Below are 23,548 nucleotides of genomic sequence, written 5' to 3'. Positions count from 1 at the left end.
AAAATGACCCCGTAACTTCGGGAGAAGGGGTGCTCTGTTAGGGTGCAAGCCCGAGAGAGCCGCAGTGAATAGGCCCAGGCGACTGTTTAGCAAAAACACAGGTCTCTGCGAAGCCGTAAGGCGAAGTATAGGGGCTGACGCCTGCCCGGTGCTGGAAGGTTAAGGGGAGTGCTTAGCGCAAGCGAAGGTGCGAACCGAAGCCCCAGTAAACGGCGGCCGTAACTATAACGGTCCTAAGGTAGCGAAATTCCTTGTCGGGTAAGTTCCGACCCGCACGAAAGGCGCAACGATCTGGGCACTGTCTCAACGAGAGACTCGGTGAAATTATAGTACCTGTGAAGATGCAGGTTACCCGCGACAGGACGGAAAGACCCCGTGGAGCTTTACTGTAGCCTGATATTGAATTTTGGCACAGCTTGTACAGGATAGGTAGGAGCCTTGGAAACCGGAGCGCCAGCTTCGGTGGAGGCGCTGGTGGGATACTACCCTGGCTGTGTTGAACTTCTAACCCTCGCCCCTGATCGGGGTGGGAGACAGTGTCAGGTGGGCAGTTTGACTGGGGCGGTCGCCTCCTAAAGAGTAACGGAGGCGCCCAAAGGTTCCCTCAGAATGGTTGGAAATCATTCGCAGAGTGTAAAGGCACAAGGGAGCTTGACTGCGAGACCTACAAGTCGAGCAGGGACGAAAGTCGGGCTTAGTGATCCGGTGGTTCCGCATGGAAGGGCCATCGCTCAACGGATAAAAGCTACCCCGGGGATAACAGGCTTATCTCCCCCAAGAGTCCACATCGACGGGGAGGTTTGGCACCTCGATGTCGGCTCATCGCATCCTGGGGCTGTAGTCGGTCCCAAGGGTTGGGCTGTTCGCCCATTAAAGCGGTACGCGAGCTGGGTTCAGAACGTCGTGAGACAGTTCGGTCCCTATCCGTCGTGGGCGCAGGAAATTTGAGAGGAGCTGTCCTTAGTACGAGAGGACCGGGATGGACGCACCGCTGGTGTACCAGTTGTCTTGCCAAAGGCATCGCTGGGTAGCTATGTGCGGAAGGGATAAGTGCTGAAAGCATCTAAGCATGAAGCCCCCCTCGAGATGAGATTTCCCATCACTTTATGTGAGTAAGATCCCTGAAAGATGATCAGGTAGATAGGTCTGAGGTGGAAGCGTGGCGACACGTGCAGCTGACAGATACTAATCGATCGAGGACTTAACCACAATTATTGCGCGAAACTCGGAATACTTTCTTTTCTTCATAACTTTATCTAGTTTTGAGAGAACGATGTTCTTTCAATTAAATATGTCTGGTGATTAAGGCGAAGAGGTCACACCCGTTCCCATGCCGAACACGGAAGTTAAGCTCTTCAGCGCCGATGGTAGTTGGGGGATCTCCCCCTGTGAGAGTAGGACGTCGCCAGGCGACCAAAAGAGTACCCGAAGTGGTGCTCTTTTTTGTATACAGAAAAATCATCCACGATGAGTTTGTCTAGTTCTGAAGACTAATTAGAAGCAGAGCTCGGGGGGGGAGGAGCAAGAAGGTCGAGGACGAGAGGGAGAGAACACCGGAGTGGGCTCTGCCCATGAGGATGTGAGCGAGCGAAGCGGACGAAGAGATTCGCCGCTCATCACCGGCCGAGCCTTCAGTGCCGATGGTAGTTGGGGACTCCCCCTGTGAGAGTAGGACGTCGCCAGGCGAATAAAAGAGTACCCGGAGTGGTGCTCTTTTTTGTATACATAAAAATCATTCACGATTAATTTGTCTAGTTCTGAAGACTAATCAGAAGCAGAGCTCGGGTGGGGAGGAGCAAGAAGGTCGAGGACGAGAGGGAGAGAACACCGGAGTGGGCTCTGCCCATGAGGATGTGAGCGAGCGAAGCGGACGAAGAGATTCGCCGCTCATCGCCGGCCGAGCCTTCAGTGCCGATGGTAGTTGGGGCTCCCCCTGTGAGAGTAGGACGTCGCCAGGCAAGCAGAGAGTACCTGAAGTGGTGCTCTTTTTTGTATACAGAAAAATCATTCACGATTAGTTTGTCTAGTTCTGGAGATTAATCAGAAGCAGAGCTCGGGTGGGGAGGAGCAAGAAGGTCGAGGACACGAGGGAGTGAACACCGGAGTGGGCTCTGCCCATAGAAAGAGGACGAAATCGAAGAAAAAAGTGACTCATTACAGTCTGCTAAATAGAAAATAGAATCAAAAATCACTCATTAAAGTAGAATAAGCCACTTTACAATACAACTAATCGGCCGCCAAATCTGTTTATGAGTCTAAATTCAGATATATGAGCCAATTCGCCATGTTTATGAGCATAAATAGAAATTTATGAGCGAAATTTCAATTATATGAGCCAAATTTGGCATTTATGAGCACCCTTTCGTTTATTACCAATTGCACAGAGGGAATTCTACCTGGCAAACTCTCAACAGAGTAGCAAATGAAGAGGATCACCTTTTTAGAAATCTTAAAACGGTAAAATTATAGAATATGATTGCACTAAATATGATTGAACTAAATGACAACCATCTTGCTGGATATTGATTGAAGCTCAACTTCAAGCATTACCACGCCTGTTCCTTTTTTAAGAATTTATCCTTAGACATACACAGACAGGATTTTGCTTACATAGTATAGCTACATGAGATAATTCACTTAATTTTAATTTTGTGAAAATGCGTATATTTGGCCGGCTTCGGGGCAGAATAGGTGTATGGAGGTGGAGAGACTGGTGTTGAATACAGAGAAGAAAACAGGGGAAGTATGTATTGTTTGCAGTCAGGAGAAGGGTACAGGGATACATCTGTACACATCATTCGTCTGCATAGATTGTGAGAAAGATATGGTTTGTACTGAAACAAACAGTCCTCATTACAAGTATTTTGTGGAGAAGTTGAAGAAAGTGAATACACCGCAAATATATTCATAGACGAAGCCGGGCGGAAATCCCCGGTTTTTTATTTGGCTTTTTTTAAAAATCCGGGCCTTGGGATTTTTCCGAAAGCAACAATCTATATGAAAACAGCCTTTAAAAAACAAATAAAAAGTAATTCAGTGTGGTACGATAAAGGGGAAGTTGATACATAGGAAGGACTGCTTCTATGGATAATCAAAACAGAATGCCATTGGTTGAGGCATTAAGAAATCATATAGGCAAGAACCCGGTGTCATTTCATGTACCAGGACATAAAAATGGTCAATTATTCGGAGATGAGTTTAAAGACTTGCTGAGATACGATGTGACGGAACTGACAGGCTTGGATGACCTGCATGCTCCTTCTGAAGCGATTGGCGAGGCCCAGGAGCTTTTAGCAGATTACTATGGTGCTGCGAAAAGTTATTTCCTTGTCAATGGAAGTACAGCAGGTAATTTGGCGATGATTCTTGGGGTATGTAATGAAGGGGATATTGTACTGGTTCAGCGGAACTGCCATAAGTCAATTCTAAATGGGTTGAAGCTGGCAAACGTCCAGCCGGTATTTTTGCATCCTGAATTCGATCAGCAGTCCCATACTGCCACTGGTATTTCCCAGGGAACAATGGAAGAAGCCCTGAGAAAATACCCGAAAGCGAAGGCCATCATTTTAACGTATCCCACTTATTATGGCATGGTGTACGATTTAAAAAGCATCATAGAATTGGCGCACAGGCAAGGAATAGCAGTACTTATAGATGAGGCCCATGGAGCCCATTTTGCATATGGAGAGCCGTTTCCGCCGTCCGCGCTGGAACTGGGAGCGGATGTTGTTGTCCAGTCGGCCCACAAAACGCTGCCTGCTATGACGATGGGTTCTTATTTACATATAAAGGGAGATACAGTCGATTCCAATAAAATCGAACAATACTTGGGAATGCTGCAGTCAAGCAGCCCCTCTTATCCAATAATGGGATCGCTGGATTTTGCTCGCTCTTATCTAGCTTCATATACAGAGGAAGATATCGATTTTCTTTTATTAAATAGAAGTAACTTTATTAATAGCTTGAAAGAAACAGGATATGAAGTGATTGAAGGGGAGGACCCATTAAAGCTGTTAATAAGGTTGCAGGGGTTATCTGGCTTTCAATTGCAGGAGCGCTTGGAAGAACAGGGAGTTTTTACAGAGCTGGCAGACCCTGATCAGGTCCTTTTCATACTGCCATTGCTAAAAAAAGATGAGCATTTTCCTTTCAAAAAAACGATAGGAAAAATGAGCAATATTAAAGGAGGGGAAAGCGAATTAACACATTATATTGCAGAACAGGAAAACAAACTGACAACCCTCCGGTATTCCTTCAAAGAAATAGAGAAAAAACAGAAGATCTGGGTTTCACTCGATGAAGCAGAGGGACGTCATGCAGGAGAAGTGTTGATTCCATATCCTCCTGGCATCCCTTTATTTTACCCTGGTGAAGAAGTGACAAAGGAGCGAATTGCTGAATTGAAACTCCTCTGGGAAAAAGGAGCAAATTTTCAAGGGCAGCACAAACTCAGAGAAGGAAAGATATCTGTTTTGGAGTAAGTCACAACTAAGGCTGCAATTGAGTTATAATGGAACAAGCACCATTGAATGGCGGAGGTTAAAACATGAAGCAGGGATTATTTATAACCGTTGAAGGGCCTGAAGGAGCAGGGAAGTCAACGATACTTCAGAAGATGGCTGATGAACTTAAGGGAAAAGGCCATCAGGTCGTGTTAACAAGAGAACCGGGCGGGATTTCAATTGCAGAGGATATTCGCAGTGTTATTCTGGACCGGAACAATACAGAGATGGATGAAAGAACAGAAGCGTTATTATATGCAGCGGCAAGACGCCAGCATTTAGCAGAAAAAGTGGTTCCAGCTCTGGAAAATGGGAGCATCGTCTTATGTGACAGGTTCCTGGACAGCTCTCTTGCTTATCAGGGCCATGCAAGAGGAATTGGGATGGAAGAAGTATACAGCATTAATAAGTTCGCCATCGGTGATACAATGCCTGACATGACTTTATATTTTGATGTTTCTCCGGAAATCGGACTGGAGCGGATCCGTAAGCATCAGGGCAGGGAAGTGAATCGGATTGACCTTGAAGACATCGAATTTCATGAGCGTGTCAGAGAAGGGTACTTCATGCTGCTGGAGCAGTTTCCGCAGCGGATTAAAAAAATTGATGCCGGCAGTTCTTTTGAAAAAGTGTATCAGAGTGCGATTGAAATGGTTGAAAAGTATATTGCCGAGAAGAAACCAGTCAAATAGCAGGCTGGTTTTCTTGTGGCTTGTACAGATTGCAACGTCGTGGTTCAGGGAATCCAATGAAGGGTCCCTAGTGACAAAACATTTGTTCGGACGAGCCAATGGAGGCACTTTTGTTCTATTTCCAAAATTTATTTGAAAAGTTTGAACAATAACAGATATTATCAAGAGGTTATTCTTGCTATAATAGTATATAAACAGTTTTTCGGAAAAGTTGGATGGAGGGAAGTGGAAGAGATGAAAATGATAATGGCGGTAGTACAGGATCAGGACAGTAACCGTCTTTCCAATGCGTTGATGGAGCATAATTTCAGATCGACGAAACTTGCGAGTACCGGGGGATTCCTTAAATCTGGGAATACCACTTTCTTGATCGGTACAGAGGACATCAGGGTTGAAAAAGCGTTACAAGTAATTAAAGACAGCTGTAAGTCAAGAGATCAAATGGTTGCGCCTGTTTCACCTATGGGCGGAAATGCGGATTCTTATGTTCCGTACCCTGTAGAGGTGGAAGTTGGCGGTGCCACAGTATTTGTGCTTCCGGTTGAGCAGTTTCTGCAGTTTTAACGTTTCGGGGGAATAGGAAATGAAAATCAATCAGGACCTTCGGGTTGGCGTCGATAAAGTTCGTCCAGAGCAAAAGACAACTGCAGGTGGTGCGAATAAATTCAGCATGCTTGTTGACAAGCAGGACCAGAAGCTGCAGATGCAGCAGCTGGGAAAGCTGATGGGTGATATAACCAGTGCTGGCGAGAGACTCGGGCGTTCAAGGACATTTAAAGATCTTGCGAAGTATAAGACCCTTGTGAAGAGATTTGTAAAAGAAGCAGTCGATTATGGCATGAATTTGAAGCAGTCCCATACGTGGAATCAGCATGGTGAAGGCAGGAAGCTGAATATTGTTGAAAATGTTGACCGCAAGCTTATCGAACTGACAGAAGACATTTTAAATGAAGAAAAGCAGTCGATTGATATTTTAGGAAAAATCGGCGAAGTCAGAGGACTTTTAATTAATTTATATACGTAAGTGAGTGATAGTGTTGTCAATGACCTGGGAAGATCTCAATGAAATACAGCCGGTTGTCCTGCAGATGCTTTCAAACAGCATCAAGAGAGAGCGGGTGGCCCATGCTTATCTTTTTGAGGGAGAAAGAGGAACAAGAAAAAAAGAAATTGCCGTACTCTTTGCCAAGTCCCTGCTCTGTGAACATCCTGTTGACGGGATTGCCTGTGACCATTGCAACAACTGCAAACGAATCAACAGCCATAACCATCCGGATGTCCATGTGATTGAACCGGACGGCCTTTCAATCAAAAAGGAGCAGATCAAAACCCTGCAGAGCGAGTTCAGCAAAACCGGGGTGGAATCGAAGCAGAAGATTTATATATTATCTCATGCAGATAAGATGACACCTAATGCGGCAAACAGCTTGCTGAAGTTCCTGGAAGAACCTTCATCAGAAACCACAGCGATATTGATGACGGAGCAGGTTCACCGGATGCTGCCAACGATCTTGTCCCGCTGCCAGGTGGTTTCGTTTCAACCGCTGCCAAGGGAATTGATCAGAGAAAGGCTTGTATCAGAAGGGGTGTCCGTCCATTTGGCGCCTTTGGCAGCAAGTTTAACTAATAATTACCAAGAGGCTTTTGAATTAAGCGGCGATGAGTGGTTTGCACAAGCGAGAATAATAGTGTTAAAATTGTATGAAGTCCTCCGCAAGAGTCCATTTCAGACAATGATCAGTTTGCAGGAGGATTTTAACGAGCATTTCAAAGAGAAGCATCAAATAGATCGGGCGCTAGATCTATTACTTCTTATATATAAAGATCTCCTGTATATACAGATAGATAAAGGAGATAAGCTGGTATACCCGGACAAGAGGCAGGAATGGGAGTCAGACGCGCTTCAGGTTTCCACTAACAGTTTGTCGGATAAAATGACGGCCGTACTTGAAGCAAAACGAAAACTGAACGCAAATATGAATACTCAGCTGTTACTGGAACAGCTTGTGCTAAAATTACAGGGGTGATTTCCTTTGTACGATGTTGTAGGAGTACGCTTTAAAAAAGCGGGAAAAATATATTATTTCGATCCAGGCGAGCTGGAAATCGAAAAAAACGACTATGTAATCGTAGAGACAGTAAGAGGAGTGGAGTATGGCAAGGTTGTCGTTGACCGTAAACAGGTCGGCGAGAATGATGTCGTCCTTCCTTTGAAAAAAGTGATAAGACTGGCCGATCATAAAGATCAAATGGCCGTTCAAGAAAATAAAGATGCAGCTGGAGAAGCCTATGAGGTCTGCTGCAGCAAAATCACCGAACATCAGCTTGATATGAAGCTGGTTGATGTAGAATATACTTTCGACAGAAATAAAGTGATCTTTTACTTCACGGCTGACGGCAGGGTGGACTTCCGTGAACTAGTAAAAGATCTGGCATCCATTTTCCGTACACGTATTGAACTTCGCCAAATCGGTGTCAGGGATGAAGCGAAGATGCTCGGCGGAATTGGTCCTTGCGGGCGGATGCTGTGCTGTTCAACTTATCTGGGTGATTTTGAACCAGTATCAATCAAAATGGCGAAAGATCAAAATCTTTCCCTTAACCCTACGAAGATTTCGGGCTTATGCGGCCGGCTTATGTGCTGCCTGAAATATGAAAACGATGAGTATGAAACGGCCAAAGAGGAACTTCCGGACTTAGGGGAAATAATTAAAACGCCGCATGGTGAAGGTAAAGTGGTCGGGCTCAATATTTTGGAACGTGTCATCAAGGTTGATGTTAGGGAAGCCGAGCGGGTTCTTGAGTTTACCTTAGATGAAATTGCAAACGAAAGTGCCGTCTCAATTCAAGCCACAGAGTAACGGGGTGGAGTTTAGTGGATAAAAAAGAGTTCTTTGATTCAGTCAGTAATATGGAGCAACAGATAGGACAGCTTTATCAGCAGCTGGGTGAATTGAAACAAGTCTTAGCGGAAATTCTCGAAGAAAATAATTCTCTGCAGCTGGAAAACGAACATTTGCGCAGAAGACTGGAGCAAACAGGGAACTCATCAAAAGGCGCTGCACTTGAAGGTAATAAGGGACTGGTACAGTCTGACTCGGAGGATAAGTCACTGGATGTGGGTGAAGGCTATGATAATCTTGCACGGTTGTATCAGGAAGGCTTTCATATTTGCAATATCCATTTTGGCAGTCCCCGTAAAGATGAAGACTGTTTGTTCTGTTTATCTTTCCTCAATAAAAAATAGCTTATGGTTTAAGCCTTCCTGTTCTATCAGGAGGGCTTTTTTTCCTAAGCAAGCAAAATTTAAATGTGATGCCTGATTTTCGCTCCAAGTGTACGGTCCCGCTGGGCTAAACGGGGCGCTTCCGATTTTTAAATAGGAGTAAAACTGAAAGAATACCGGACAATAAAGATATCCGATTTTCTTAGAAGATGATGGAGGAGTAATATGGTTATAATGAAAGAGGATGAAAGGCTTGATTATTTATTAGCCGAAAACCTGAGGATTATTCAGAGTCCATCTGTGTTTTCATTTTCGCTCGATGCGGTTTTGCTGGCAAATTTCACTTATGTCCCGAGGCGCAAAGGTAAAATAATTGATCTATGCTCAGGAAATGGAGTGATCCCGTTGATGCTGAGCAACAGGACAAGTGCTCCGATCACCGGGGTGGAAATCCAGGAGCGGCTGTTCGACATGGCCAACCGCAGTATAGAATATAACGGACTGCAGAACAGCATACATATGATACACGGCGATGTTAAAGAGATGCCGGCTCACTTTGGAAATGACAAGTTTGATGTGGTGACCTGCAATCCTCCATACTTCTCCAAGGGAGAGAAAGAAAAGATTAATAGCAATGAGCACTATGCTATTGCCCGCCATGAATTGCTGTGTACTCTGGAAGATGTCGTGAAGTCCGTCAGCCTTTTGCTGAAACAAGGGGGAAAAGCATCCTTCGTCCACAGGCCGGGAAGAGGGGTAGACTTACTAACACTGATGAGGGAATATAGGATTGAACCTAAAAGAATGCGGTTTGTGTATCCAAACAAACATAAAGAAGCAAACACCGTTCTTGTAGAAGGAATTAAAGACGGCAGCCCGGACTTGAAGGTACTGCAGCCGCTTATTGTATATAATGAAGACAATCAATATGGTCCGGAAGTCCACCGCATGTTATTTGGAGACGGACAATAAGAAAGTCGCTTGAGAAGAGGGTGAAAGGAATTGAAAACACAGCAAAGCTTCAACAGTTCTGATAAAGGGTGCCTTTATCTGGTACCGACACCAATCGGAAATCTGGAAGATATGTCTTTCAGGGCAGTTAGAATACTAAAAGAAAGTGATGTCATCGCAGCGGAGGATACAAGAAACACCAAAAAACTATGTAATTACTACGAGATTGACACGTTTGTCGTCAGCTACCATGAGCACAATAAAGAAATCAGTGGAGAAAAACTTCTTGAAAGAATAGAAAATGGAGAGACGGTTGCTTTGGTAAGTGACGCCGGCATGCCCTGTATTTCGGACCCTGGTTATGAAATCGTTAAAGAAGCTGTAGACAGAGGGATATCGGTTATTCCTCTTCCGGGAGCCAATGCCGCTTTGACAGCTCTGATTGCATCCGGCTTATCGCCGCAGCCATTTTATTTTTACGGTTTTCTTGCTCGCAGTAAGAAAGAGAAGCGAAAAGAACTGGAAATCCTTTCGAAGCAGAACAGTACCTTGATTTTTTATGAATCACCCCACAGGCTGAAAGAGACTCTTAAGGAAATGAAAGAGATCCTTGGCAATCGGGCAATTGTCCTCTGCAGGGAGCTGACGAAGAAATATGAAGAGTTCATCAGGGGATCTTTGGAAGATGTGCTGGAATGGAGCGGCAGCAGTGAAATACGAGGAGAGTTCTGCCTTATTATAGAGGGAAGCAATGAAGCGGAAACGGAAGAAGAGAGTGAACAATGGTGGAGTGCTCTGTCTCTGGTTGAGCATGTAAATCACTACATAGATGAAGGGGAACTCTCTTCAAAAGAAGCAATTAAAAGGGTTGCCAAGGAAAGAGGCCTTCCGAAAAGAGATGTATATCAAGCATTTCATGTAGAGTGACGAGTAAACCAGGGAAGGTACAGTACCCTTGAGGAGTTATAAAAATGAGCAGAAAAGTGAATGAAGAATTATATAGAGCGATCATTGATAATACCGCTGCTCTTGCGGATAAATGGCTGAAGATGAGAAAACCTGTTCCTGAGTCCATTTATTCCGCTGATGCAGATGGAAAGTATGAGGAACTCTTAAGAGAGCAAAATGCATTAACAACAAAAACAGTCGCCAGTTCTCTCTTGGATGACAAAAAAGAGTATCAGCTTAATCTGGAACAATGGGCAGCTATGGTGGCAAAGAGCAGGGCAGATCTTGGCACACCGATTCATGAGGTACTGGAAGCTGTTCAGAATTTTCGCCAGGTGATCATGGATTTCATGGCTGAATATGTCTTGAAACATGACGAGGAAATGACAAAACGAAACATCCTTAACTGTAATCAATCGATCCATACCGCGTTTGATAGACTGATGCAGGAGTTCTCAAAATTGTATTATCAAATCACGAGGGACCGAATGAAAGCCCAGCATGAATTGATTTCAGAATTAGGTGCCCCTGTCATCCCAGTTGGAAATGATGTTGCAGTTCTTCCCTTAATAGGGGATGTTGATACGGAAAGGGCAAGGAGAATAATGGAGACTGTCCCTGTAAAATGTATCGAAAAACAAGTGGACAAGCTTTTTATCGATTTATCGGGAGTACCGATAGTCGATACAATGGTTGCCCAGCAAATATACTCCATCATTCAAACCTTATCATTACTTGGAATCACAACCACCCTTTCAGGTATAAGGCCGGAAGTGGCTATGACATCGATCCAGCTGGGGATTGATTTAAGCGAAATCAAGACCTTCAGCACGCTAAAGCAAGCTCTCCATGAAATGGGAATGAAAATCGAATCATAGGCAGCTGGAATCCCGTACCTCGGAGCCGCACGTCTTGAGCGGGATCATCACTCTTCTCCTTTGATAGCAACTATACTTATTGAAAGAGCAAAACATGAACATAAAAACACCCTGCATACAGACCTATTATCACGGTGTCTGTCCTGCAGGGTGTTTTATATTTATAAATTACTTTTCAAGTTGAAAAGAATCTTGAATTTCTTTAATGATTTTTTCTGCACCTTCACGGCTTAAGATCAATTTTCCATCAGCTAACTTGATGTTATCGTCAGATACTTCACCTGTTACATGGCAAGTCATGCTTGGCTTGTATTTCTTTAAGATGATTCTTTCATCATCTACATAAATTTCTAAAGAGTCTTTCTCAGCAATTCCTAATGTACGGCGCAATTCGATAGGAATTACAACACGTCCAAGTTCATCCACTTTACGTACAATACCAGTTGATTTCATTTTCATTATCCCCTCTCGAAAAAATGGTCTATTTGAATTCGTCATTTTTCGACATATTTTTGATTATGAATCTATAATAACAGCGATTCCAAAATTCGTCAATAATAAAAATTGTAAATTTTATTACCCCAAATTTCAATGAAAAGTTGCTATATCAGGGTTTTGTTAGATTGGTGTTTTGAAAAATTCCCAAATGAATATTATTTAGTTAAAATCAAGTTGTGTAAACTTATGTCGAATTTCAAGTTAACACTTTACTTTATTCGACAATAATCGACATAAACCGTTAGATGCTGTCGATTATGACTGCCCGGCATCCTCTGTTAGTTGCAGAATCAGCTTATTTTAGGTATATTTTGAGGATACAAGAGGTTATGATGTATGTATTGCAAGCTTATAAGGACAGGGGTCCGAACTGAATGGGATGCCCCTGGCAAGCTGAATGCGAACGACAAGAATAAGGGAGGAAAAGCAAATGAAGGAAAAGTTGAATACCTTCTATATTACAACGCCTATTTATTATCCCAGCGGGAATTTACATATCGGACATGCTTATACGACTGTAGCAGGAGATGCTATGGCACGCTATAAAAGAATGCGCGGTTATGATGTCATGTATTTGACAGGGACCGATGAACATGGCCAGAAGATCCAGCGCAAAGCAGAAGAAAGCGGAATTACCCCTCAGCAGTATGTCGATGATATTGTGTCGGGCATTCAAGATTTGTGGGGTAAATTGGATATTTCCTATGACGATTTCATCCGTACTACTCAAAAACGCCATAAGGACCTTGTCGAAAAGATTTTCAGCCGGCTGGTTGAACAAGGGGATATCTACCTTGACCAGTATGAAGGCTGGTACTGCACACCTTGTGAGTCATTCTTTACAGAAAGACAGCTGGAGAATGGTAACTGTCCGGATTGCGGACGTCCCGTAGAAAAGGTGAAGGAAGAATCCTATTTCTTCAAAATGAGTAAATACGCCGACCGGTTATTGGAGTATTACAAAGAGAACCCGGAATTCATCCAGCCGGAATCACGCAAAAATGAAATGATCAACAACTTCATTAAGCCGGGGCTGGAAGATCTGGCAGTATCTAGAACGACTTTTGACTGGGGAGTAAAAGTGCCGGGAGATCCCAAGCATGTTATTTATGTGTGGATTGATGCTCTTTCCAATTATATTACTGCTCTAGGTTATGGTAGTGAAGAAGATACGAAATATCTTAAGTATTGGCCTGCTGATGTTCATCTTGTCGGAAAAGAAATCGTCCGTTTCCATACGATTTATTGGCCAATTATGCTCATGGCTCTTGAACTTCCACTTCCGAAAAAGGTTTTTGCACACGGATGGCTGCTGATGAAAGACGGAAAAATGTCGAAATCAAAAGGGAATGTAGTAGATCCGGTCACACTGATCGATCGTTACGGCCTGGATGCATTGCGTTACTATCTTCTTCGCGAAGTCCCATTCGGATCTGATGGTGTGTTCACTCCGGAAGGATTTGTAGAAAGAATCAATTTTGACCTTGCCAACGATCTAGGCAATCTGTTGAACCGTACAGTAGCCATGATCAATAAATATTTCGATGGAGTCATTCCAGCGTATAAAGGTTCGGAAGGTCCTTTCGATAAAGAACTTCTCGAAGTTAACAAAGAGAGTGTGCAAAACTATGAGAAGGCTATGGAAAACATGGAGTTCTCCGTCGCATTATCAAACATTTGGCAGCTGATCAGCCGTACAAATAAATATATCGATGAAACTCAGCCATGGATACTGGCAAAAGATGAGGACAAAAAAGACGAACTTGGAAATGTAATGGTTCATCTTGCTGAAACACTTCGCCGTGCAGCTGTTATGCTTCAGCCTTTCCTGACAAGAACACCGCAAAAGATATTTGGGCAATTGAATGTAGATAAGGAAGAACTGACAACTTGGGAAAGCCTTGAAGAATTCGGTATGATTCCAGGCGGTACAAAGGTTGTGCAAAAGGGAGAACCGATTTTCCCTCGCCTTGAGATTGCTGAGGAAGTAGAATTCATCAAAGAGAAAATGCAGGGGACGGCTCCTCAGCCAAAAGAAGAAAAAGAGGAAAAGGTACCTGAGCAGGAGGAAATCACCATAGATGATTTCATGAAGGTTGAACTCAGGGTTGCAACGGTTACACATGCGGAACCGGTGAAGAAGGCAGACAAGCTTCTTAAAATTCAACTTGACCTGGGCTATGAAAAACGCCAGGTAGTTTCAGGGATTGCTAAATTTTACTCACCGGAAGAGCTGGTTGGAAAGAAAGTGATTTGCGTGACAAACCTGAAGCCGGTGAAACTTCGCGGCGAATTATCACAGGGAATGATCCTCGCTGGAGAAAAAGATGGAGTACTATCTTTGGCAAGTGTAGATGAATCTCTTGCTAATGGAGCAAAAGTGAAGTAATACTTTTATAAAGAGAGTGTTCCACGTGAAACACTCTCTTTATTTTTCCAAAAAATGTTTAACCGTTTTCGTACAGGGTAACAATAATTTTTGGATTGTTATTGAGAAGTCTTTAATCACGCTGAATATTTGAAAAGTGAATCATTTACGTTATAACGTAATTATCATCAGGGATTCATTTGTTAGGAAAACGTTACATAAGTGAGAAGCTTGTCATAGAAGAATAGTATAGAATTTAAATAATAAAGGAGTCTTATTTATGTTGTTTGATACTCATGTCCATCTAAATGCTGATCAATTCAGTGAAGATTTAGAAGAAGTCATTGCAAGAGCGCAAAAAGAGGGAGTAGAGAATATGGTTGTGGTCGGCTTTGACCGCCCGACGATCAATAAGGCAATGGAGCTTGTTGATACGTATGATTTTCTCTATGCTGCCATTGGATGGCATCCGGTTGATGCGATTGATATGACAGACGAAGATTTGAACTGGATTGAAGAATTGTCGTCACACCCGAAAGTAGTGGCAATTGGCGAAACAGGACTCGATTATCATTGGGATAAGTCGCCAAAAGACATTCAACAGGAAGTATTCCGTAAACAGATCAGGCTTGCAAAGAAAGTAAAGCTGCCGATCGTAATACATAATCGTGAAGCAACCCAGGATATTGTGGATATTCTGCAAGAAGAAGATGCTAAGGAAGTTGGCGGGATTATGCATTGTTTCAGCGGGAGCCCGGAGACGGCACGTGATTGCCTGGATATGAACTTTCTGATTTCCTTAGGCGGTCCGGTTACGTTCAAGAATGCAAAAAAACCTAAAGAGGTTGCAGAAGAAGTTCCTTTGGATAAGCTTCTGATCGAAACAGACTGCCCTTATCTCGCTCCGCACCCATACAGAGGAAAACGAAATGAACCTTCCTATGTAAAATTGGTTGCTGAACAAATTGCAGACATAAAAGGAGTTACTTTTGAGGAAGTGGCCGAAAAAACAACCCGAAATGCAAAAAAATTATTCGGCATAGATTGACAAGGGATTTTGTCGAGGTTTAGGAAAGCTTGTCCTGGAAAAGACCAAAAATCGAATGTTCTACATTTATCATCTTGTTCATAGGATAACCGTGTCGAGAAGTTATCCTTCCCTTTTTTTATGAGTTTTTGCATAATGGCGATATGTTCCCAAAATTACTAGACTCATAAACTAAGGGGGTTAGGCTTGACAAGTGTGTTACTAGTCTAATATAATCACTCCGAGAAAAGGAGGCGTTTTTCATGAATGATGAAAACATGAAAAACCTGTTTTCCAAGTCGATGAAAAAAAGGAAATGGGCCATTCTGACCGTAAGTATTGTGGCTTTTGCGGCAGTTTTCGGTTACCTTCTGTTCGAGGGGACTAAGAAGTCAGTTGCTCTGACGTTGAATGGCGAAGACAAAGAAATTAGGACACACGCAAATACCATACAAGATATTTTGCAAGATTTAGAGATTCCTTTGCAATCAGAAGACTATTTGTATCCTACAGGATCGACTGAGGTTACAAATAACATGAAAGTGGTTTGGGAACCGGCGAAACAGGTGGAAATCAAGGTTGGAAATGAAACGAAGAAGGTTTGGACCACAGCGGGAACAGTCAAGGAACTGCTGGCAGATGAAAAAATTGAGGTTGGCGAGTACGATAAAGTCAATGTCAGCCTTGACGAAAAAGTAAAGAAAGATTTAAAAGTTGAGATTGCACCGGCATTTTCTCTGAAACTGGTTGTTGGAGGAGAAGAAAAGGATGCATGGTCAACTTCGACTACGGTCGCTGACTTTTTAAAGCAACAAGGAATCACACTAGCGGAAGAAGACCGAGTGGAACCCAATTTAGACAGCACAGTTAAAGCAAATGATGTCATAAATGTCGTTCGAGTTGAAAAAGTCACCGATGTAGTGGAAGAACCGAAAGATTTTTCTGTCGTAACCCGTAAGGACTCAGGCCTGACAAAAGGCAAGGAAGAAGTCGTTCAAGCCGGGCAGCAGGGATTGATAGAAAAGAAGTATGAAGTGGTGAAGGAAAACGGAAAAGAGGTTTCCCGTAAACTGGTCAGTGAAAAGACCGTTAAGGAAAGCCAGGACAAAATTGTTAATGTCGGCACAAAGGTACTGGTTGCCCAGGTATCCCGTGGAACATCATCCAGCGCCCCAAGCGGCGGTAAAGAGTTCTATGTAAGCTCTACGGCGTACACTGGAAGCTGTAACGGCTGTTCAGGCATTACGGCTACAGGAATCAACTTAAGAGCCAATCCTGGTGTCAAAGTCATTGCTGTTGACCCTTCTGTCATTCCATTGGGAACAAAGGTATATGTTGAAGGCTACGGTTATGCAGTCGCTGCCGATACTGGCGGAGCGATCAGAGGAAATAAGATTGACGTCTTTTTCCCATCGAAATCTGAAGCTTACCGTTGGGGCAGGAAACAGGTGAAAATTAAAATATTGAACTGATTTATGAGGCAGGGGGATTTCCTCCTGCTTTTTTATTTTCCACTAAATCCTGTTTTTACATATCTTTCTTTTCCCTTTTGCTTAGAAAGGCTATAATATTCAATACAAGCAAATTGGTTCGTTACATATTAGACGGTTCAAGTTACAAAAATGTTTCAAATTTTTGGAGGAAATAATGAAAATTAAAGAAATCATTGTGGTGGAAGGCAGAGACGATACAACGGCCATCCGAAGGGCTGTCGATGCTGACACGATTGAGACAAATGGGTCGGCTGTTTCAAATGAAACTTTATTGAAAATAAAACACGCCCAGGAAAAAAGAGGAGTGATTATATTCACTGATCCTGATTATCCTGGTGAGCGAATAAGAAAGATAGTAAATGACCATGTTCCAGGCTGCAAGCACGCCTTCATTCCTAAAAGCGAGGCACTCCCAAAGAGAGGGAGAGGGATAGGGGTTGAACATGCCTCTCCCTCTGCAATCCAGTCAGCATTGAAGGAAGCGCATATCATGAACGGCTCCCTTCAGGAAGAAATCAGCGTAGATGACTTGATCACTGCCGGATTAATCGGCGGCCCCAAAGCAAAGGAAAGAAGAGAGCGGCTGGGGGAACTGCTGAGAATCGGCTATACAAATGGAAAGCAGCTTCATAAAAGGTTGAAAATGTTTGAAATAAAGCAAGAAGAATTTGCTGAAGCACTTACTACAATATTACAGGAGGAAAATGATGCATAAAGATATTGCGACGCCCATTCGGACGAAGGAAATTTTGCAGAAATATGGATTTTCATTCAAAAAGAGCCTTGGGCAGAACTTTTTAATTGATCCTAATATACTGAGGAATATTACCGAATATGCCGGCCTTTCAGAGAAAACAGCAGCCATAGAAATCGGTCCGGGAATCGGTGCTTTGACAGAACATTTAGCAAGAACGGCTGGAAAGGTCCTTGCTTTTGAGATTGACCAGCGGCTTCTCCCTATTCTGGCTGATACGCTGTCACCTTATAATAATGTGACAATCGTGAATGAAGATATTTTGAAAGCTGATGTTGAGGCAATGATTGAAAAAGAATTGTCAGGTTATGAAGATATAATGGTTGTCGCCAATCTTCCCTATTATGTAACGACACCCATAATATTGAAGCTTCTTACGGAAGGGTTACCGATAAAGGGGATTTGCGTAATGCTTCAGAAAGAAGTGGGGGACAGGATTGCGGCTGTTCCTGGTACCAAAGAATATGGTTCGCTTTCCATTGCAATTCAGTACTATACAGAGGCTGAAACGGTCATGACGGTGCCTAAGACTGTGTTCATGCCCCAGCCCAATGTGGACTCCGCTGTTATCAGGCTGACGAAACGGGAAAAACCGGCTGCCGAGGTAGCGGATGAAGACTTTTTCTTTACAGTCACTCGAGCTTCCTTTGCCCAAAGGAGAAAAACCATCTTAAACAACCTGACAAGCCAGCTGCCAGATGGAAAACAAAAAAAGGAAGAAATTATCGCCAGCCTGGAAAAAGCGGGAATAGACCCTGTCAGAAGGGGAGAAACCCTTTCAATCCAGGAATTTGCAACTTTGAGTAATGAACTGCTTCCGTTATTTAAATAGATGATATGAGGCTGGGACATAAGTATAAAATTAATTGTTTCAAGTAGAATTACCGAAAATAAAGCCGCATGAGATCAAGGTTTATATACTTGACCTCATGCGGTTCATTCATTTTATTAGGATCTTTTCTAAAAGATTGTTCTTTTAATGCTATTTTACCCTTTACCCTATTACGTAGGGGGATTGGAGCGGAAGCCGTGCGACCTCCTGCGGGACTAGCGGGACAGGTGAGACCAAGGTTACGTACCCACTGGAACGTAACCCCACAGGCGAAGCCGAGGAGGCTCACCGCCCGCCCCGCGGAGTCGTACGGCTGGAGCGGAAATCCATTACTTTTAAACAGCCACACTCATTGCGAAAAGACCCTTTTATTAAGGTTTTGTCCCAGCCTCTTATTTTGTCTATTGTCCTTCATGCAAAACGTTCGTGGCACTCAATAAATTGCCATCCGGGTCTTTAAAGCCAAAACCGCCTAACCCGTGCTCCGGATGGATGTTCAACGGACCCACTTCGATGTTCTTCGCCTTCAGCCATTTGTAAAAACCCTCTAAATCAGCGGTGTAGAAATCGATAATCGTATGCTCAACACCTGTATTGGAATTTATAAAAGATATTCGGTCTTTTTGGTCGGTTTCAACAATAAATATAGTTGGTACCCCGGTTTTTTTAAACGTCAGCATGGCGTTCTTTTCACCCCTGAATGCAACTTCAACACCGATAACCTCTTTATAAAATGGAATGGCTTTCTCAAGGCTGCTTACAGGAATCTCGATCGTACCGACATGTGAAATGAAATCAGACATTACAAACATCCCCCATTTATATTAATCAATATAGTTTTCGCTTACTTTGTTGAAATTCCTTCTGAATATTTGGGAAGACACCGAATTCCGGGCAGGTGCATAGGTTACTAAAGGAAGATTTATTTAATGGATGTTCTATCCAATGGAGTTGACGCCAGTGAAATTAGAGGTCAATGCCATCGTCGGCCGGAAGTCTCATCAATGTGACATCTTATTCCGCATCATTGACATCATGGAATCAGGCGGACGTAAAACGGCGATATTATATGGAGAAGACTACAGGTTGGTAGCAGATGCTCCGATTGAGGATCTGCAAATCATTGATCCCCGCGAATACAAGCGAAGGACTATGGAATTCAGGTCTCTGGAACAGCAATCGTTAGAATTGTTCCGACAGGATATCGACTTGCAAAAACAGAAACAGGAATACCATTCCACAAATGCTTATAGAGAAGAATATAATTATTTCCAAATCCCTGGGCGTGTGCTGCATCTAGACGGTGATCAATCTTATCTGCAAAAGTGCCTTGATTTGTATGAAAAAATCGGTGTACCGGTAGACGGCGTGCATTGCAATGAAAAAGAAATGCCAGATAGGATTGGTGCCCTTATCGAGACGTATCGTCCTGACATTTTGGTGATAACGGGCCATGATGCCTACACGAAGTCCAAAGGGAAGAAGTCAGATATCAATGCGTACCGCCACTCCCGTTACTTTGTCAATACAGTCAGAGAAGCGAGGAAGCGGGTTCCTCACCTTGATCAGCTGGTCATCTTTGCGGGTGCCTGCCAATCCCATTTCGAATCTCTCATCCATGCGGGAGCTAATTTCGCGAGCTCTCCGCTGCGGGTGAATATTCACGCGTTAGACCCGGTATATATTGTTGCAAAGATCAGTTATACAGCCTTTACTGAGCCGGTAAATGTATGGGATATACTGAGAAATACATTGACGGGCGACAAGGGCCTGGGCGGCATCGAGACCAGGGGGGTATTGAGAACGGGGATGCCATATAAGCCAGTGGATGATGATTAACCATATTAGCCGTATGAAGATGATTCTTACGGCTTTTTTTTATTTTAAGCTGCCGTGATTGGAAAATCGCTATCAATCTAAATGCAGGCATGTACATTTATAATTAAGCAAGCATTTGAACAAAAGGACTCAGGTTTATGAGTAGAGTAATCAGTATCGAGGAGAAAAGTGAAAATAACATAACAATTGAAGGGCGAAATCGCTTAAGGGTCTCCCTCTTATTTTGAGGGATCTAGAAAGGGTGTATTTTAGAAAAAGAATTAGCATTGATATAACAAGAGTGATGAAAATTAATGTTCTTCAATTTTTTTTTGCAAATTAGACTTAATTGCGGAAATCATTGCACCCAATAATTTTCGCATGGAATGACTAATGATTATTAGCAATATGATAAATATTCTTCGACAATTTGGCTGACGGTTAGTCAAAAGAAGCCAAAAGTAAATCCTTTACATAATATGAAATCCTTCGGGGAAAGCTAACTTTGTTGAAAAAAAAAGTATTTTGTTGGATGAAAAGCATTGACAGAGTTTAAAGCTTATTGATAAAATTATAAATTTATTTGACTTTTGTTACATAAAGTGCTATACTAATTATAGTGAGGTGGAAGCGTGATGCCAAAAACATTAGCCGACATAAAAAAATCCCTTGATTCTAATTTAGGAAAACGTTTGATGTTAAAAGCCAATGGCGGACGTCGTAAAACAATCGAACGGTCAGGTGTCCTAGCAGAGACTTACCCTTCAGTTTTCGTCGTTCAATTAGATCAAGATGAGAACGCATTTGAACGAGTATCTTACAGCTATGCAGATGTACTCACTGATACAGTTGAGTTAACTTTCTATGATGAAGCAGCAGGAGCAATGATCCTTGAGCAGTAAACATCCGTTTACTGCTTTTTAACTTTTATAGAGCATATACATATTGGAATTTATGGAGTCATTCTCCCAGTAACATTATTTGCATTTCTGTTCATGCTAAACATGCGGCCTTAATAAAGGAGGAATAGTGATGAGCAGAAGACGAGGAATGATGTCCGATCGTTTGAAGGAAGAAATTGCGAAAGAACTTGGATTTTATGACACTGTCCAAAAAGAAGGATGGGGTGGCATTAGATCCAAGGATGCCGGAAATATGGTAAAAAGGGCAGTAGAACTTGCGCAACGAGGGATGTTGAACAACCAGTCCTGAAACTCCTGAATAAATCACTTGCTGACTTGCCGCAGTGAAAAGGATCGGCTTTAGAAGGGAGAATTCCTTCTGGCCGGTCCTTTTTTTGTTCTGATGAACAATAATTAAGCTCTGCAATGAATGTTCTTTCTTTGAAAAGGCTAGCATGAGAGTAACTAATAAAAAATCGAGGGTTTTACAGCATGCCAAAGAAGGAATATGCTAAAATAGTTTCCATAGATAATCCATGAAGAGCATAAAAAACGAACGAATTGAACATCTTTGAGCGAATTGTTTCTTTAAATGATGGCTGTTTTCCAATAATGTGTTTTTTTGAATTCCATTTTTAGTTTATAAACTAAAAATGTCGATTGGAGCGGAAGGCGTGCGACCTCCTGCGGGACTAGTGTGACAGGTGAGACCCCACAGGCGAAGCCGAGGAGGCTCACCGCACGCCCCGCGGAGTCGCATGCCTGGAGCGTAAATCAGTCTGAACTTGTTGAATAGCAATAATTTCACGAAAAGAGCATATAAGAAAAAATAGCAAAGATGTTCGTCTAATTGGTTTGTATAAAAGTAGGTGATATTTTTGAGAACGTTAGTAAAAGCACCGGCTAAAATCAACCTTACCCTTGATGTTCTCCATAAACGTCCAGATGGGTACCATGAAGTCGAGATGATTATGACGACAATTGATTTAGCCGACCGTATTGAACTAAATGAGCTGAAACAAGATACGATCAAGATCCTGTCTCATAACCGGTTTGTTCCGGATGACCAGCGCAACCTTGCCTATCAGGCTGCTCATTTATTGAAAGAAAGGCTCGGAATCAAAAAGGGTGTCGCCATATCTATAGATAAAGTCATCCCTGTTGCCGCAGGTCTTGCTGGCGGAAGCAGTGATGCGGCTGCTACTCTGAGAGGGCTTAATGATTTATGGAATCTTGGCCTTTCATTGGACGAGCTGGCTGAGCTCGGTTCTGAAATTGGCTCGGATGTTTCATTTTGTGTGTATGGAGGAACTGCACTGGCAAAAGGGCGGGGAGAAAAGATCCAGCATATTAAAGCTCCGCCGAACTGCTGGGTGATCCTGGCCAAGCCGTCAATAGGCGTTTCTACTGGGGAGGTCTACAAGAATCTGAGATTGGATAGTGTCCGCCATCCTGATACTGCCGGCATGCTTACAGCTCTTGAAAAAGGGCATTATGATGATATGTGCAGCAGCCTGGGGAATGTCCTGGAATCTGTCACGCTAAACATGCATCCGGAAGTCCAGCACATTAAAGAACAAATGGAGCGTTTCGGTGCAGACGCCGTGCTAATGAGCGGGAGCGGTCCGACAGTATTCGGCCTTGTCCAATATGAATCAAGACTTCCGCGTATATATAACGGACTGCGTGGGTTCTGTGACCAGGTTTTTGCTGTGAGGATGCAGGGTGACCGGATCCCTCTTGCTTAAATCCGTATATTAGTGATATATTTAGCTTACAATATTCGGATTTGAAGGAGGTATATCACAATTGAAATTCAAAAGAAGCGAACGGTTAATCGATATGACTCACTATCTGCTGGAGAGGCCTCACCACTTAGTACCCCTTACGTTTTTTTCCGAAAGATACAGCTCTGCGAAATCATCGATCAGTGAAGACTTGGGAATTATCAAGGAAACGTTTGAGGGCCGGGGGGGTAGGAACTGTACAGACTGTACCCGGGGCTGCAGGCGGTGTACGATATATACCAAAAGTAAAAAAGTCTGATGCGGGTGAAGTGATTGCAGAACTGTGTGACCACCTTGCCAATCCGGAACGGCTTTTGCCAGGCGGTTATTTATATATGACAGATCTGCTTGGAAACCCGAGGGCAATGGACAAGGTCGGCAAGTTATTTGCCTCTGCTTTCGCCGACAGTGATATTGATGTCATCATGACAGTGGCCACAAAGGGGATACCGATTGCCCATGCCATAGCGAGTCACATGAATGTACCTGTCGTAATTGTAAGAAGGGACAGCAAGGTGACAGAGGGGTCCACAGTCAGTATTAACTATGTATCTGGATCAACTAAACGCATTCAAACAATGGTCCTTTCTAAGAGAAGCCTCAAGGAAGGTTCAAAGGTCCTGGTAGTAGATGATTTCATGAAGGCGGGCGGCACTGTGAACGGCATGAAAAATCTTCTTGATGAATTCTCCGCCCAATTATCTGGGATTGCCGTCCTGGTAGAAGCGGAAAATGCCGATGAGCGCCTTGTAGATGAATACATCTCACTGGTGAAGCTATCAGATGTTGATGTAAAAGAGAAACAAATTAACGTATCAGAAGGAAATTATTTCAAATCTGCTATTTCATTTCTTGAAACGGGAGGAAATTAA

Annotated in this window: 22 protein-coding genes, 2 rRNA genes and 1 pseudogene (1 of these 25 cut by a window edge); 23 read left to right on the top strand and 2 right to left on the bottom strand. The window is 43.1% G+C overall.

Annotated elements, in window-relative coordinates; genetic code table 11:
- The 13 genes from M1E09_RS21815 to M1E09_RS21755 form a co-directional block, all read left to right on the top strand.
- Positions 1–1,209 (top strand): 23S ribosomal RNA (locus M1E09_RS21815); it begins 1,727 nt to the left of the window's first position.
- An 85-nt stretch (positions 1,210–1,294) separates the two neighbouring features.
- Positions 1,295–1,411 (top strand): 5S ribosomal RNA (gene rrf, locus M1E09_RS21810).
- Positions 1,412–2,713: 1,302 nt separating this feature from the next.
- Entirely contained in the window at positions 2,714–2,911 is a 198-nt protein-coding gene (locus M1E09_RS21805; RefSeq protein ID WP_456272847.1) for a sigma factor G inhibitor Gin, read from the top strand.
- Positions 2,912–3,083: 172 nt separating this feature from the next.
- Positions 3,084–4,481, top strand: coding sequence for an aminotransferase class I/II-fold pyridoxal phosphate-dependent enzyme (locus M1E09_RS21800; protein ID WP_456272845.1), 1,398 nt, complete (start codon positions 3,084–3,086; stop codon positions 4,479–4,481).
- A 65-nt stretch (positions 4,482–4,546) separates the two neighbouring features.
- A complete protein-coding gene (gene tmk / locus M1E09_RS21795) occupies positions 4,547–5,194 on the top strand; it encodes a dTMP kinase (protein WP_456272844.1) in 648 nt (215 codons plus the stop codon).
- A 234-nt stretch (positions 5,195–5,428) separates the two neighbouring features.
- Positions 5,429–5,758, top strand: a complete 330-nt coding sequence (locus tag M1E09_RS21790) for a cyclic-di-AMP receptor (protein ID WP_456272843.1) — start codon at positions 5,429–5,431, stop codon at positions 5,756–5,758.
- Positions 5,759–5,777: 19 nt separating this feature from the next.
- Entirely contained in the window at positions 5,778–6,218 is a 441-nt protein-coding gene (locus tag M1E09_RS21785) for a YaaR family protein (protein WP_456272842.1), read from the top strand.
- Positions 6,219–6,237: 19 nt separating this feature from the next.
- Positions 6,238–7,221 (top strand): DNA polymerase III subunit delta', encoded by a 984-nt coding sequence (gene holB / locus M1E09_RS21780; protein WP_456275052.1) that lies wholly within the window; start codon positions 6,238–6,240, stop codon positions 7,219–7,221.
- A gap of 6 nt (positions 7,222–7,227) precedes the next feature.
- On the top strand, positions 7,228–8,055 hold the full coding sequence (locus M1E09_RS21775) for a PSP1 domain-containing protein (protein ID WP_456272841.1): 828 nt from the start codon (positions 7,228–7,230) through the stop codon (positions 8,053–8,055).
- A 14-nt stretch (positions 8,056–8,069) separates the two neighbouring features.
- Entirely contained in the window at positions 8,070–8,441 is a 372-nt protein-coding gene (yabA, locus tag M1E09_RS21770) for a DNA replication initiation control protein YabA (protein ID WP_456272840.1), read from the top strand.
- A 204-nt stretch (positions 8,442–8,645) separates the two neighbouring features.
- The gene (locus M1E09_RS21765) at positions 8,646–9,392 is read left to right on the top strand and encodes a tRNA1(Val) (adenine(37)-N6)-methyltransferase (RefSeq protein ID WP_456272839.1); all 747 of its coding nucleotides are present in this window, start codon (positions 8,646–8,648) and stop codon (positions 9,390–9,392) included.
- A gap of 30 nt (positions 9,393–9,422) precedes the next feature.
- Positions 9,423–10,298 (top strand): 16S rRNA (cytidine(1402)-2'-O)-methyltransferase, encoded by an 876-nt coding sequence (rsmI, locus tag M1E09_RS21760; protein WP_456272838.1) that lies wholly within the window; start codon positions 9,423–9,425, stop codon positions 10,296–10,298.
- Between the two features lie 44 nt (positions 10,299–10,342).
- Positions 10,343–11,197 carry an STAS domain-containing protein gene (locus M1E09_RS21755; protein ID WP_456272837.1) on the top strand — a complete coding sequence of 285 codons (855 nt, stop codon included), beginning with the start codon at positions 10,343–10,345 and terminating at the stop codon, positions 11,195–11,197.
- Between the two features lie 168 nt (positions 11,198–11,365).
- Here the strand turns inward: M1E09_RS21755 and M1E09_RS21750 are convergent, their stop codons facing one another.
- Positions 11,366–11,656 carry an AbrB/MazE/SpoVT family DNA-binding domain-containing protein gene (locus tag M1E09_RS21750; RefSeq protein WP_456272836.1) on the bottom strand — a complete coding sequence of 97 codons (291 nt, stop codon included), beginning with the start codon at positions 11,654–11,656 and terminating at the stop codon, positions 11,366–11,368.
- A gap of 469 nt (positions 11,657–12,125) precedes the next feature.
- Between M1E09_RS21750 and metG the strand changes: the two genes are divergently transcribed.
- The 5 genes from metG (at position 12,126) to rsmA (ending at position 18,169) form a co-directional block, all read left to right on the top strand.
- Positions 12,126–14,084, top strand: coding sequence for a methionine--tRNA ligase (gene metG / locus M1E09_RS21745; RefSeq protein ID WP_456272835.1), 1,959 nt, complete (start codon positions 12,126–12,128; stop codon positions 14,082–14,084).
- A gap of 259 nt (positions 14,085–14,343) precedes the next feature.
- Entirely contained in the window at positions 14,344–15,111 is a 768-nt protein-coding gene (locus tag M1E09_RS21740; RefSeq protein WP_456272834.1) for a TatD family hydrolase, read from the top strand.
- Between the two features lie 242 nt (positions 15,112–15,353).
- A complete protein-coding gene (locus M1E09_RS21735) occupies positions 15,354–16,562 on the top strand; it encodes a ubiquitin-like domain-containing protein (protein ID WP_456272833.1) in 1,209 nt (402 codons plus the stop codon).
- 175 nt (positions 16,563–16,737) lie between these two features.
- Positions 16,738–17,298: a ribonuclease M5 gene (gene rnmV / locus M1E09_RS21730; protein WP_456272832.1), complete on the top strand. Its 561-nt coding sequence runs from the start codon at positions 16,738–16,740 to the stop codon at positions 17,296–17,298.
- Positions 17,291–18,169 carry a 16S rRNA (adenine(1518)-N(6)/adenine(1519)-N(6))-dimethyltransferase RsmA gene (rsmA, locus tag M1E09_RS21725; RefSeq protein WP_456275051.1) on the top strand — a complete coding sequence of 293 codons (879 nt, stop codon included), beginning with the start codon at positions 17,291–17,293 and terminating at the stop codon, positions 18,167–18,169. The genes rnmV and rsmA overlap by 8 nt, the downstream gene beginning before the upstream one ends.
- A gap of 401 nt (positions 18,170–18,570) precedes the next feature.
- On the opposite strand, the gene M1E09_RS21720 is transcribed toward rsmA, so the two are convergent.
- Positions 18,571–18,972, bottom strand: coding sequence for a VOC family protein (locus M1E09_RS21720; protein WP_456272831.1), 402 nt, complete (start codon positions 18,970–18,972; stop codon positions 18,571–18,573).
- Positions 18,973–19,114: 142 nt separating this feature from the next.
- On the opposite strand from M1E09_RS21720, the gene yabG reads away from it, so the two are divergent.
- From yabG to purR, 5 genes and pseudogenes are all read left to right on the top strand, one after another.
- Positions 19,115–20,008, top strand: a complete 894-nt coding sequence (yabG, locus tag M1E09_RS21715) for a sporulation peptidase YabG (protein WP_456272830.1) — start codon at positions 19,115–19,117, stop codon at positions 20,006–20,008.
- A 614-nt stretch (positions 20,009–20,622) separates the two neighbouring features.
- Positions 20,623–20,889 carry a biofilm formation stimulator Veg gene (veg, locus tag M1E09_RS21710; RefSeq protein ID WP_006837798.1) on the top strand — a complete coding sequence of 89 codons (267 nt, stop codon included), beginning with the start codon at positions 20,623–20,625 and terminating at the stop codon, positions 20,887–20,889.
- A 130-nt stretch (positions 20,890–21,019) separates the two neighbouring features.
- Entirely contained in the window at positions 21,020–21,199 is a 180-nt protein-coding gene (locus M1E09_RS21705) for a small, acid-soluble spore protein, alpha/beta type (RefSeq protein WP_456272829.1), read from the top strand.
- A gap of 568 nt (positions 21,200–21,767) precedes the next feature.
- Positions 21,768–22,637, top strand: coding sequence for a 4-(cytidine 5'-diphospho)-2-C-methyl-D-erythritol kinase (gene ispE, locus M1E09_RS21700; protein ID WP_456272828.1), 870 nt, complete (start codon positions 21,768–21,770; stop codon positions 22,635–22,637).
- A 61-nt stretch (positions 22,638–22,698) separates the two neighbouring features.
- A pseudogene (gene purR / locus M1E09_RS21695) lies at positions 22,699–23,548 on the top strand (pur operon repressor).

The organism is Bacillus sp. AK031 (genome assembly GCF_053903065.1).
Note: the sequence above shows the minus strand (reverse complement) of the source record. Positions and strands in the feature narration are given on the sequence as shown.